Below are 12,924 nucleotides of genomic sequence, written 5' to 3' on the forward strand. Positions count from 1 at the left end.
GTAGTTGTCGCTTTTACTCGGGAATGGTGCGGCAGTGCGACAAGGGGAGCGGTACGTGGGCGGGATCACTCTGACGAAGGACGAACCGGCCTCGGCGCCGCCGGTTTCCGACCCGCCCCCGGCGCCCCCTGCCCCCGCCGGACTGAGCCCCCGCCGGGTGCGCCTCGTCTTCTTCGCGCTCATGCTCGCGCTGCTGCTCGCCGCCCTCGAGCAGATGATCGTCGCCACCGCGCTGCCCCGGATCGTCGGCGAACTGCACGGCCTGGACCGGATGTCCTGGGCGATCACCGCCTACCTGCTCACCTCCACCATCGGTCTGCCCGTCTACGGCAAGCTGGGCGACCTGCTGGGCCGCAAGGGCGTCTTCCAGTTCGCCATCGTCGTCTTCGTCGTCGGCTCCGCGCTGGCCGGCCGGGCGCAGACCATGGACCAGCTGATCGCCTACCGCGCGGTGCAGGGGGTCGGCGCGGGCGGCCTGATGATCGGTGTCCAGGCGATCATCGCGGACATCGTCCCCGCGCGGCAGCGGGGCCGCTTCATGGGACTGATCGGCGCGGCCTTCGGTCTCGCCTCCGTCGCCGGCCCGCTGCTCGGCGGGTACTTCACCGACCACCTGTCGTGGCGCTGGTGCTTCTACATCAACGTGCCGTTCGGCATCCTCACCCTGGCCGTGGTCGCCCTGGTGCTGAAACTGCCCCGGCCCGCGGCCCGCGCCCGCATCGACGCCCTCGGCACGCTGCTGCTGGCCGCCGCCTCCACCTGCCTGGTGCTGCTCACCAGCTGGGGCGGCACCGAGTACGCCTGGGACTCGCGCGTCGTCCTGGGCCTGGGCTCGGGCGCCCTTGCGGCCACCGTGCTGTTCCTCGTCGCCGAGCGCCTCGCCGCCGAACCCCTCATCCCGCTCCGGCTGTTCCGCGACTCCGTCTTCAACGTCACGGGCCTGGTCGGCCTGGTGACCGGCGTGGCGCTGTTCGGCGCCGCCAGCTACCTGCCGACCTACCTCCAGATGGTGGACGGCGCGACCGCCACCGAGTCCGGCCTGCTGATGCTGCCCATGATGGCGGGGATCGTCGGCGCCTCGGTCATCTCCGGGCAGCTGATCAGCCGGACCGGCCGTTACCGGTCGCATCCGATCATCGGGTCCGTGCTCTCCGTCGTGGGCATGGCCCTGCTGTCCCGCCTGGAGACCGGCACGCCGCGGCTGCACTACAGCATCTGGATGGCCGTCCTCGGCGCCGGCATCGGCATGGTGATGCCGGTCCTCGTCCTCGCCGTGCAGAACAGCGTGCGGCCCGCCGACCTCGGCACCGCCACCAGCGCCAACAACTACTTCCGCCAGATCGGCGGCAGCGTCGGCGCCGCCGTCTTCGGCACCCTGTTCGCCGACCGCCTCACCGACGCGCTGGCCGACCGCCTGCCCGCCGCCGCCGAAGGCGCCCTGCCCGACGCCGAGTCCCTCACCCCGCAGGCCGTGCACGCGCTGCCGCCCGGCCTGCGCGACGCCTACATCCAGGCATACGCCGACGCCATGCCGCGCATCTTCCTCTACCTGGTGCCGGTCCTCGTCCTCGGCCTGCTGCTCGCCTTCTTCCTCAAGGAGAAACCACTGGTGTCCCACAACGCCCCCACCGCAGCCCCGGCACCGGACGCGCCGTACACCACCGCGTCCGTCCCGCAAGCCCGCCCCCACACCGCGGGCGGGGCGGGCGCCACCGCGGCCCGCCCGCCGCACGCCGGGGGCGTCCCCGTGTGCGGCACCGTCCAGCACCCCGACGGGACGGTGGTGCCGCGTGCCGCGCTCACCCTCATCGACGTCGCCGGGCGGCAGATCGGGCGGGGCGCCAGCGGCGACGACGGCCGGTACGCCCTGGCCACGCCCGGCTCGGGTTCGTACGTCCTGATCGCCGCCGCGGGCGGCCACCAGCCGCAGGCGGTCTCCGTCACCGTCGGCGAACGCCCCGTCGAACTGGACGTCGTCCTCGGCGGCGCGGGCCGCCTCGCCGGGTCCGTCGTCACCGCCGACGGCAGCCCGGTCCGAGACGCCGCCGTCACCCTCACCAACGTCCACGGCGAGGTCGTCGCCACCACCCGCAGCGGCCGTGAGGGCGGCTACGTCATCACCGAGCTGGTCGCCGGGGAGTACACCCTGGCCGCCAGCGCGCCCGCCTTCCGGCCCGCCGCGCTGCCCGTCACCGTCCAGGCGGCCCGCGAGACCCGCCAGGACGTCGAACTCGCCGGAGGTGCCGTGCTGCGCGGCACCGTGCGCGGTGGCGGCGGACGGGCCGTCGAGGACGCGCGGGTCACGCTGCTGGACGCCGCGGGCAACGTCGTCGACACCCTCACCACCGGGGCCGACGGGATGTTCCGGTTCGTCGACCTGTCCTCCGGCGAGTACACCGTCATCGCCGCCGGCTACCCGCCGGTCGCCACGGTGCTCCAGATGGCCGGAGGCGGCCGCACCGAACGCGACCTGCAGCTGGGGCACGAGGACTGAGGCCTGTCCGGCGGATCATGCCGGAGACGTCGGGTCCGGCACGCTCGTCTGCGGCGTTGTCGTCGGTTGCCGACTGCCCCACGCTCGGCTTCGCGGACGCGGGGGCGCCCCATCGCGTCGACGCCCTCCGCCGCCTTGCGGCTGCACGCACCGGACACCACTCGCTCCAGCTGCATGGACATCGGCGGTCACCTCCGAGCTGCTCCGCCGGCCCTCGCGGGCGGCCGGGCGGGCCGCAGCTCCTCGGCCTGCCGTCGTCCGGGCCGGCGGCCCGCTTGCCCGGACGACGGCGTCCCGTCCCGGTGGCACTCCGTGCCGGTCCGCGGCGCCGGGTCCGGGCCCGCGGCGCGGCCGGTGCGGTGAGAGTTTTCCACAGGCCTGGCAGGGGTTCGGGCCGAGCACGTAGCGTGCCAGGCATGAAGATCCTCATCAGCGCCGACATGGAGGGCGCCACCGGGGTCACCTGGCCGGCCGACGTGCTGCCGGGGACACCGCAGTGGGAGCGGTGCCGGTCCCTGTTCACCTCGGACGTCAACGCGGCCGTGCTGGGCTTCTTCGACGGCGGCGCCGACGAGGTGCTGATCAACGAGGCCCACTGGACCATGCGGAACCTCCTCCTGGAGGAGCTGGACGAGCGGGCGACCATGCTCACCGGCCGGCACAAGGACCTGTCCATGGTGGAGGGCGTGCAGCACGGCGACGTGGACGGCATCGCGTTCGTCGGCTACCACGCGGGTGCCGGCATGGAGGGCGTCCTCGCGCACACCTACCTCGCCAACTCCGTCACGGGGGTGTGGCTGAACGGGGAGCGGGCCAGCGAGGGCCTGCTCAACGCCCATGTCGTCGCCGAGTACGGCGTGCCGTTGGTGCTCGTCACCGGGGACGACGTGGCCTGCGAGGACGCGCTCGGCTACGCGCCCGGCGCGCTGAAGGTCGCCGTCAAGGACCACGTCTCGCGGTACGCGGCGGTGTGCCGCACCCCGGGGAGAACGGCGGCCGACATCCGGGCGGCGGCCAAGGAGGCCGCGGCCCTGGCGGTGCGTCAGCCGCCCGCCGACGCCGGGCCCTTCACCGTGGAGGTGGAGTTCGACGCCGAACACCTGGCCATGGCCGTCACGGTGGTGCCCGGGGTGCGGCGCACCGGGGAGCGCAAGGTGGCGTACACGAGCGCCACGATGTACGACGGGATCCGCACCTTCAAGGCGGTCACCACGATCGCCTCGGCCGCGGTGGAGGAGCAGTATGGCTGACCTGCAGGCACTGGACGAGGTTGTGACGTTCACGTCCGACCTGATCAGGATCGACACCACCAACCGCGGCGGCGGCGACTGCCGGGAGCGCCCCGCCGCCGAGTACGCCGCCGCCCGGCTGGCGGAGGCGGGCCTGGAACCCACGCTCCTGGAGCGCACCGAGGGGCGCACCAACGTCGTCGCGCGCATCGAGGGCACCGACCCGTCGGCCGACGCCCTGCTGGTCCACGGTCATCTGGACGTGGTGCCCGCCGAACCCGCCGACTGGCAGGTGCACCCCTTCTCCGGGGAGATCCGCGACGGGGTCGTGTGGGGGCGCGGCGCCGTCGACATGAAGAACATGGACGCGATGATCCTCTCCGTGGTGCGGTCCTGGGCCCGGGAGGGCGTCCGGCCCCGCCGGGACGTCGTCGTCGCGTTCACCGCCGACGAGGAGGCGAGCGCCGAGGACGGCTCCGGGTTCCTCGCCGACCGGCACCCCGGCCTGTTCGAGGGCTGCACCGAGGGCGTCAGCGAGTCCGGGGCGTACACCTTCCACGACGGCGCCGGGCGGCAGATCTACCCCGTCGGGGCGGGGGAGCGGGGCACCGCGTGGCTGCGGCTCACCGCACGCGGGCGGGCAGGCCACGGCTCCAAGGTGAACCGGGAGAACGCGGTGACCCGGCTCGCCGCCGCGATCAACCGCATCGGCGCGTACGAGTGGCCGCTGCGCCCCACCCCCACCGTGCAGGCCGCGCTCGGTGAACTGGCCGCGCTGTACGGGATCGGGGCGGACGTCACCGACGTCGACACGCTCCTGGAGAAGCTGGGCCCGGCCGCAAAGCTGGTCGAGGCCACCGTCCGCAACAGCGCCAACCCGACGATGCTGGACGCCGGTTACAAGGTCAACGTGATCCCCGGCACCGCCGTGGCGCAGGTCGACGGACGCTATCTCCCGGGCACCGAGGACGAGTTCCGCGCCACCATCGACCGCCTCACCGGGCCGGACGTCGACTGGGAGTTCGTGCACCGGGAAGTCGCCCTCCAGGCACCGGTGGACTCGCCCACGTTCGCCGCCATGCGCGCCGCGATCGGGGAGTTCGCCCCCGAGGGACACGTCGTGCCGTACTGCATGTCGGGCGGGACGGACGCCAAGCAGTTCTCCCGGCTGGGCATCACCGGATACGGTTTCGCCCCGCTGAAGCTGCCCGAGGGCCTCGACTACCAGGCCCTGTTCCACGGAGTGGACGAGCGCGTCCCCGTGGAGGCGCTGCACTTCGGTGTCCGGGTCCTCGACCGGTTCCTGCGGACGGCCTGAGCGAGTGGGGGAGACAGTGCGGATCCTGGAGTACGGCGCGTGGCCCTCGCCCATCGACGCGGCCACGGCCGCCGCCCACGACGGCAGCCCCGAGTTCGCGGACTTCGTCGGCGACGAGGTGTGGTGGACCGAACCGCGGCCCGCCGAGGGCGGCCGGCGCACCCTGGTGCGGCGGCACCCCGACGGCCGGGAGGAGTCCGTCCTGCCCGAACCGTGGAACGTGCGCAGCCGTGTCCACGAGTACGGCGGACGGCCCTGGACCGGAACCACCACGGACACCGGCCCGCTGATGGTGTTCGTCGACTTCGCCGACCAGCGCCTGTACCGCTGGGAACCGGACACCGATCCCCGCCCGCTCACCCCCGTCTCCCCGGTGGGGCAGGGGCTGCGCTGGGCCGAGCCCACCTGGGTGGCGGACCGCGGCGAGGTGTGGTGCGTGCTGGAGGAGTTCACCGGTGACGGACCCGGCGACGTGCGCCGCGTCCTGGCCGCCGTCCCGGTGGACGGCTCGGCCGCCGGCGACCGGAGCGCGGTACGCGAACTGACCGACGACCGGCACCGGTTCGTCACCGGCCCGCGCCTCGCCCCCGACGGGCGGCGCGTGGCCTGGCTGGCCTGGGACCACCCGCGCATGCCGTGGGACGGCACCGAGCTCCTCGTCGCCGACGTCACCCCCGACGGCACCTTCGGTGAGCCCCGGACGGTGGCGGGCGGGCCGGAGGAGTCCGTCGCCCAGGCCGACTGGACCCCCGACGGCCGGCTGCTGTACAGCAGCGACCGCACCGGCTGGTGGAACCTCTACCGGGACGGCGAACCGGTCTGCCCGCGCGACGAGGAGTTCGGCGGCCCGCTGTGGCGGCCGGGATGGCGCTGGTTCGCCCCGCTCGACAACGGACTCGTCGCCGTCCTGCACGGCCGGGGCGCCACCGCGCTCGGCGTCCTCGACCCCGAGACCGGCGAGGTCGTCGACGCGGCCGGCCCCTGGACCGAGTACGCGCCCTTCCTCGCCGCCCACGGCGAGCGGGTCGTCGCCGTGGCGGGCAGTCCGCGCAGCGCCCCCGAGGTCGTGGAGCTGGACACCCGCACCGGCCGGGCCCGCGTCATCGGCGCCGAACACGACGACGTCGTGGACCCGGCCTACTACCCCGAACCCCAGAGCCGCACCTTCACCGGCCCCGACGGCCGCGAGATCCACGCCCGCGTCTTCCCGCCGCACAATCCCGGCTGCGCCGCGCCCGGCGACCGGCTGCCGCCCTACGTCATCCGCGCGCACGGCGGCCCGACCAGCCGGGTGCCGCTCGTCCTGGACCTGGAGACCGCCTACTTCACCTCGCGCGGCATCGGCGTCGCCGAGGTCGACTACGGCGGCTCCACCGGATACGGGCGCGCGTACCGCAACCGGCTCCGTGAGCAGTGGGGCGTGGTCGACGTGGAGGACTGCGCCGCCGTCGCGCTGGCCCTCGCCGCCGAGGGCACCGCCGACCGCGACCGGCTCGCCCTGCGCGGCGGCAGCGCCGGCGGCTGGACCACGGCCGTCTCCCTCACCACCACCGACGTCTACGCCTGCGGCACGATCCTCTACCCGGTGCTCGACCTCACCGGCTGGAGCACCGGCGGCACCCACGACTTCGAGTCCCACTACCTGGAGAGCCTGATCGGCCCCCGCGCGGAGGTCCCCGCCCGCTACGAGGAACGATCGCCGATCGCCCACGCGGAGCAGCTCACTGTGCCGTTCCTGCTGCTCCAGGGACTGGACGACGTGATCTGCCCGCCCGCGCAGTGCGAGCGCTTCCTGGCCCGGCTGGCCGGCCGGCGGGTGCCGCACGCCTACCTCACCTTCCCGGGCGAGGGCCACGGCTTCCGGCGGGCCGAGACCATGGTGCGCGCCCTGGAGGCGGAACTGTCCCTCTACAACCAGGTGTTCGGCCTCGACGCGCCGGACGCCGCACCCCTGGAGCTGACCGGATGAGCCACGTCGAGCCCTTCCGGCGACCGTCCCGGCTCGCCCCCGGCGCCCGGGTGGCCGTCGTCGCCCCCAGCGGGCCCGTCCCCGAGGAGAGACTCCGGGCCGGTCTGGACGTGCTGCGCGGCTGGGGCCTCGATCCGGTCGTGGCCTCCCACGTCCTGGCTCGGCACCACGCCTTCGACTACCTGGCGGGCACCGACGCCGACCGGGCGGCCGACCTCCAGGCCGCCTGGTGCGATCCCGCCGTGGACGCGGTGATCTGCGCCCGCGGCGGCTACGGCGTCCAGCGCATGACCGAGCTGCTCGACTGGACGGCGATGCGCGCCGCCGGACCGAAGGTGTTCGTCGGGTTCAGCGACATCACCGCGCTGCACGAGGCGTTCGCGACCCGGCTCGGCCTCGTCACCCTGCACGGGCCGATGGCCGCCGGACTCGACTTCGTCAAGAGCACCCGCGCCCAGGACCACCTCAGGGCCACCCTGTTCGACCCGGAGAACGTCCGGGTCCTGCACTCCCAGGGCACCGCGCTGCTGCCCGGCCGGGCCCGCGGTGTCACCTTCGGCGGCTGTCTCTCCCTGCTCGCCGCCGAACTGGGCACCCCGCACGCCCGGACCTCCGCCCGTGGCGGTCTGCTGTGCCTGGAGGACGTGGGGGAGGAGACCTACCGGCTCGACCGTTACCTCACCCAGCTGCTGCGCGCCGGAATGCTGGACGGGGTCGCCGGGGTGCTGCTGGGCTCGTGGCGGGACTGCGGTCCCCCCGAGGAGCTGCGCGCCCTGTTCGCCGACCGGCTCGGACCGCTGGGCGTGCCGGTCGCCGAGGAGTTCGGGTTCGGGCACTGCGACGGGGCCCTGACCGTGCCCTTCGGTGTCCCCGCCGAACTGGACGCGGACGCGGGCACCCTGACCCTGGACCGGCCGGCCCTCGCTTGAGCCCTGGCCGGCCGGCCCTCGGCTGAGCCCTGGACCGGCGGCCCTCACCTGAGCCCTGAACCGGCCGGCCCTCGCTTGACCGGGTGCCCCGTCCGCGCCGGAAGCGGGGCGCCGGGGGCCCGTCGTAGGGTGGCGGGGTGCCGCATTCCGCTTCCCCCTACCTCACCGAGGGCCCCCGTGTGGGGCTGCGCCCCTTCACCCTCGCGGACACCGCCGAGTTCACCGCCCGCGCACGGGAGAGCAAGGACCTGCACCACCCCTGGCTGTTCCCGCCGGACACCGTCAGCGCCTACACGGCGTACGCGAAACGCCTGATCGAGGACCCCGCCAAGGCCGGGTTCCTGGTGTGCGAGAAGGACGACGGCGGCGCCATCGCCGGGTTCGTCAACATCAACAACATCGTCGAGGGCGGCTTCCAGTGCGGCGCGCTCGGCTACGGCGCCTTCGCGCACGCGGCCGGGCGCGGGCTGATGAGCGAGGGTCTGGACCTCGTCGTGCGGTACGCGTTCGGGCCGATGCGGCTGCACCGCCTGGAGATCAACGTGCAGCCGGGCAACGCCGCGTCCATCGCCCTGGCCCGCCGCGGCGGCTTCCACCTGGAGGGCTTCTCACCCCGGATGCTCTACATCGACGGGGCCTGGCGCGACCACCAACGCTGGGCCCTCACCCGGGAGATGCTCCGGCCCCGCTGACCCCGCCGACGGGCGGCGCGCTCCCGGCCGGTCCGTGCCGCCCCCTGTTCAGGACCGTCCCGGGCAGCTTCCATGGAGATCGTGACGACGATCCGACGTGAGGTACTGACGCTGCCCGCGGCCCCGCTGGGTCCCGACAACCCCCTGCCCCCGCTGCGGCCCCTCGACGAGATGCACCGTATCGAGGACCGCGACAAGGAGGATCTGCCGCGCGACATGGCCCGGCAGATCGGCCACGCCCCCCTGCACAGCCTGCTGCCCGTCCGCGTCCGGGACGGCTACGGCCGACGGCGCGACCCGGCCCGCATCGACACGGTGGTGATCGAGAACGACCGGCTGCGGGCCACCGTGCTGCCCGGTCTGGGCGGCCGGATCGCCTCCCTCGTCCACCGGCCCACCGGCCGGGAACTGCTGTACCGCAACCCGGTGCTGCAACCCGCCAACTTCGCGCTCAACGGGGCCTGGTTCTCCGGCGGTATCGAGTGGAACATCGGCGCCACCGGCCACACCACCCTGTCCTGCTCGCCCGTCCACGCCGCCGTCGTCCCCGCCCCCGACGGCGGGCGGATGCTGCGCCTGTGGGAGTGGGAGCGGCTGCGCGACCTGCCGTTCCAGGTCGACCTCTGGCTGCCCGACGGCTCGGACTTCCTGCACGTCGGCGTCCGTGTCCGCAATCCGCACGACCGGCCGGTGCCGACCTACTGGTGGTCCAACATCGCCGTCCCCGAGGAGTGCCGCGTCCTCGCCCCGGCGGAGGAGGCCTGGCACTTCGGCTACACGCGCCGCCTGCGCCGGGTGCCGGTGCCCGAGTACGAGGGCGTGGACCGCACCTACCCGGCCCGCAGCACCTACCCGGCCGACTACTTCTACGAGGTGCCCCCGGAGCGCAGGCGCTGGATCGCCGCCGTGGACGCCGAGGGCCACGGTCTCGTACAGACGTCGACCGACGTGCTGCGCGGCCGGAAGCTGTTCGTGTGGGGGCGCGGCCCGGGCGGGCGGAGCTGGCAGCAGTGGCTCACCGAGCCCGGCACCGGCGGCTACTGCGAGATCCAGGCCGGACTCGCCCGCACCCAGCTCGAACACGTCTCGCTGCCGCCCACGAGCGAGGTGACCTGGCTGGAGACGTACGGCCCCTTCACCAGCCGGCCGGAGGGGGAGTGGACGGGCGTCCTCCAGGAGGCCGAGGCCCGGCTGGAGACCGTCCTCCCACGCGCCGACGTCGACGCGGCCCACGCCGCCTGGCTGCCCCACGCCGACACCGAGCCCGGCGAACGCCTCGCCACCGGTTCCGGCTGGGGCGCGCTGGAAGTGCTGCGCAACGGCTGGAAGCTGCCGGGCACGCCGTTCGACGAGACCGCCCTGGGCGAGGAGCAGGAGCCGTGGCGGCAGCTGCTGCGGGCCGGTTCCTTCCCCGAGCCGTCGGACGGGCGTCCGCCCGGGCCCACCCTCGTCGCCCCGCACTGGCGGGACATGCTGGAGACGGCTCCCGCGACCCCGCTCGCCGAGTACCACCTCGGCGTCGCCCAGTGGCACGCGGGCGACCGGGCCCAGGCGGTGCGCAGTTGGGAACGGGGACTGCGCGGCTCCGGGCCGGTGTGGCCGTCCCTGCGCTGCCTCGCGGTCGCCGACCAGGAGGACCGCCATCACCAGCGGGCCGCCGACCGGTACGCGGAGGCGTTCGACGACCTGTGCCGCCGGGCGGGGGAGACGGCCGGGGACGCCGAGGGCGCCGGGGACGCCGAGGGCGCCGCATCGGGCACCGCGGCCGGGCGGGATGCGTGGACCGCCGTCGCCGCAGCGCTCGGGCGGGAGGCGATCGAGGCGCTGCTCGCCGTGGGCCGCACGGCCGACGCCCGCTCGGTGTGGGAGCGGCTGGATCCCGGCACCCGGGCCCGCGGCCGGTTCCGGCTGGTCGAGACCGGGCTGCTGCTCGCCGAAGGCCGGCGCGAGCAGGCCCGGGCCGTGTTCGACGAGGGCTTCGAGGTCGCGGACCTGCGGGAGGGCGACGAGGTCATCGGGCGGCTGTGGAGCGCGCTCACCGACGAACCCCTGCCGGAGCGCTACGACTTCCGGATGCGGCCGCCGTCCTGACGACGGGTTCCGGCGGCGGGCCGTTCCGACCGGGCGGGTGCCCGGCGGGACCCGCCGCCGGCGGGGGTCAGGACCGGCGGTCGGCGTACTCGTAGATCGCCCCGTCGGGGTGACGCACGATCAGGTTGCGGCCCACCGGCGTCGGCACCGGGCCCGCGATGATGTCGGCGCCCATGTCGGTCAGCACCCGGTGGGCCTCCTCGACGTCCTTCACCGCGATCGTCGCCGCGACCTTGCGCAGCACCTCCAGCTCGGCCGGGGGACCGCTCATCAGCAGGAAGCAGCCCACCGCGGCCACGTGGACGCCACCCCGCTCGAAGCGGAGGGCCGGACCGCCCGCCAGCCGCTCGTAGAAGGGGATCGCGGTCTCGATGTCCTCGACGCAGACACGCAGTGTGGCACCCAGAATCTCCATGACCACGAGCCTAGTTGGGCCCGGTCCAGGACGGGGGCCGACGGCGGCTCCGGGACGGCGCCCGTCCACGTCCGATCCGCGACGCCCGGTCGCGCGGCGTTACGTCGCCGGGCGGGCGGGTACCCGGCGCGCCATGCAGCGTTTGGAGCACTTGCAGCATCTGGACAAGCACCTGGTCGACGAACTGGCCCAGGTGGCACGCGAGACGGTGCGCGACGAACTGCGCGAGCAGACCCGCAAGCAGCGCCGCAAGGCGGCGCTGTACGCCGCGTCCGGCGCGACCGCCCTGTACGCGGGGGCCGCGCTGGCGCTCGCGGTGGGGCTCGCGCTCGCCCTGGTCCTGCCCGACTGGGCCGCCGCGCTGATCACGGCCGTGATCCTGGCCGCGGCGGCCTACGCCCTGCGCGGCGCGGCCCGGCCGGCGCCCGCGGCGTCCACGACGCCCGGAGCGCCGGCCCGGCCGGACGTCCCCGGTCAGGCGGGCCCGGCCGGCGGCCACGGTGCTCCCGTGCCGCCGACCGCCCCGCCCCCGGGGCCGAACGTCCCCGGTCAGGTCCCGCCGGTGCCGCCCGCTCCGCCGACGGCGGGCGTCGAACCGCCGCACCCCGGCGGGACCGGCCCCGGGGACCACGGCCACCGGTCGTGACCCGGGCCCGGACGACAGCAACCCGGACGACGGCGGACCCAGGGGCCGTGGCGTACGCGGTCCGCGGGCCGCACGGCTGAGTCCCCGCGGCGGACGGTCCCTGCCGCGGCTCCGTCAGGGGCCAGAGGCGGCCTACTGCCCCTGCCGGAGCTGCGGCAGCACCTTCGTGCGGTAGAAGTCGAAGAAGCCCTGCAGGTTGGGACCGATCTGGTTGACGTAGATGCGGTCGAAGCCCGCGTCCGCGAAGGCCCGCAGCTCCGCCACGTGCTCGTCGACGTCGTCCCCGCACACCCTGCTGTCCCGGACCATGTCCTCGGTCACCAACTGCTGGGCCTGCTCGAAGTGTTTCGGAGAGGGCAGCACCTGCCCCAGCTCGCCGGGCAGCTGTTCGTTGGCCCAGAGGCGGTGGACGGTGCGCACGCACTCCTCGCGGTCGGTGCCGTAGCAGACCTTGGTGCCGCCGCTCACCGGCTTCCCGCCGCCCCCGCCTTTGCGGTACTGCTCGACCATCGAGGCGTCCGGCATCATCGTGATGTAGCCGTCGCCGACGCGGGCGGCCAGTTTCGTCGCCGCCGGTCCGAAGCCGGAGATGTCGACCGGTACGGGCTCGTCCGGGACGGTGTACAGACGGGCGTTCTCCACGGTGTAGTGCGTGCCGTGGTGGTTGACCTCCTCGCCGGAGAACAGCCGCCGCATGATCTGGACGGCCTCCTCCAGCATGTCCAGCCGGATGTGCGCGGGGGGCCAGGCGTCGCCCAGGATGTGCTCGTTGAGCGCCTCGCCGGTGCCGACGCCCAGGCGGAACCGGCCGTCGGACATCACCGCCGCCGTCGCCGCCGCGTGCGCCACGACCGCCGGATGCGTCCGCACCGTCGGGCAGGTCACGGCCGTGCCCACCGGCAGGGACACCGCCTCCGACAGCGCGCCGATCACCGACCACACGAAGGGACTCTGCCCCTGCTCGTCGTTCCAGGGGTGGTAGTGGTCGGAGATCCACAGGGACTCGAATCCGGCCTGTTCGGCCATCCGGGCCTGTTCGATCAGCTCCGCCGGACCGTACTGCTCGCACGAGAGGAAATAGCCGTACTCGGGCATGAGGGCGCCTTCCGCGACGGGGGCGGCTCGGGTCCGGTTCCGGGTA

At 74.4% G+C, this 12,924-nt stretch carries 10 protein-coding genes; 8 read left to right on the top strand and 2 right to left on the bottom strand.

Going from position 1 to position 12,924, the window contains the following annotated elements; translation table 11 throughout:
- Positions 1-55: 55 nt before the first annotated feature.
- The 7 genes from ACIRPP_RS24945 to ACIRPP_RS24975 all read left to right on the top strand — a co-directional run bounded on the left by ACIRPP_RS24945 (position 56) and on the right by ACIRPP_RS24975 (position 10,722).
- The gene (locus tag ACIRPP_RS24945) at positions 56-2,494 is read left to right on the top strand and encodes an MFS transporter (RefSeq protein WP_403646770.1); all 2,439 of its coding nucleotides are present in this window, start codon (positions 56-58) and stop codon (positions 2,492-2,494) included.
- 416 nt (positions 2,495-2,910) lie between these two features.
- Entirely contained in the window at positions 2,911-3,744 is an 834-nt protein-coding gene (locus tag ACIRPP_RS24950) for a M55 family metallopeptidase (protein WP_403646773.1), read from the top strand.
- On the top strand, positions 3,737-5,041 hold the full coding sequence (locus ACIRPP_RS24955; RefSeq protein WP_403646775.1) for a M20/M25/M40 family metallo-hydrolase: 1,305 nt from the start codon (positions 3,737-3,739) through the stop codon (positions 5,039-5,041). The genes ACIRPP_RS24950 and ACIRPP_RS24955 overlap by 8 nt, the downstream gene beginning before the upstream one ends.
- Positions 5,042-5,045: 4 nt before the next feature.
- Positions 5,046-7,010: a prolyl oligopeptidase family serine peptidase gene (locus ACIRPP_RS24960; RefSeq protein WP_403646778.1), complete on the top strand. Its 1,965-nt coding sequence runs from the start codon at positions 5,046-5,048 to the stop codon at positions 7,008-7,010.
- Positions 7,007-7,939: an LD-carboxypeptidase gene (locus ACIRPP_RS24965; protein WP_403646781.1), complete on the top strand. Its 933-nt coding sequence runs from the start codon at positions 7,007-7,009 to the stop codon at positions 7,937-7,939. The genes ACIRPP_RS24960 and ACIRPP_RS24965 overlap by 4 nt, the downstream gene beginning before the upstream one ends.
- A gap of 137 nt (positions 7,940-8,076) precedes the next feature.
- Positions 8,077-8,631, top strand: coding sequence for a GNAT family N-acetyltransferase (locus ACIRPP_RS24970; protein WP_403646784.1), 555 nt, complete (start codon positions 8,077-8,079; stop codon positions 8,629-8,631).
- A 72-nt stretch (positions 8,632-8,703) separates the two neighbouring features.
- Complete coding sequence (locus tag ACIRPP_RS24975) at positions 8,704-10,722, top strand: DUF5107 domain-containing protein (protein WP_403646787.1); 2,019 nt, start codon at positions 8,704-8,706, stop codon at positions 10,720-10,722.
- Between the two features lie 67 nt (positions 10,723-10,789).
- Here the strand turns inward: ACIRPP_RS24975 and ACIRPP_RS24980 are convergent, their stop codons facing one another.
- Positions 10,790-11,137 (bottom strand): VOC family protein, encoded by a 348-nt coding sequence (locus ACIRPP_RS24980; protein ID WP_403646790.1) that lies wholly within the window; start codon positions 11,135-11,137, stop codon positions 10,790-10,792.
- Between the two features lie 133 nt (positions 11,138-11,270).
- Here ACIRPP_RS24980 and ACIRPP_RS24985 point away from each other — a divergent pair, with 133 nt between their 5' ends.
- Positions 11,271-11,783 (top strand): phage holin family protein, encoded by a 513-nt coding sequence (locus ACIRPP_RS24985; RefSeq protein ID WP_403646792.1) that lies wholly within the window; start codon positions 11,271-11,273, stop codon positions 11,781-11,783.
- Between the two features lie 132 nt (positions 11,784-11,915).
- Here ACIRPP_RS24985 and ACIRPP_RS24990 read toward each other — a convergent pair whose 3' ends face one another.
- A complete protein-coding gene (locus tag ACIRPP_RS24990; protein WP_403646795.1) occupies positions 11,916-12,878 on the bottom strand; it encodes an LLM class F420-dependent oxidoreductase in 963 nt (320 codons plus the stop codon).
- Positions 12,879-12,924: the final 46 nt, after the last annotated feature.

It is taken from the genome of Streptomyces sp. NPDC101219, assembly GCF_044767675.1.
Taxonomy (GTDB): Bacteria; Actinomycetota; Actinomycetes; order Streptomycetales; family Streptomycetaceae; genus Streptomyces.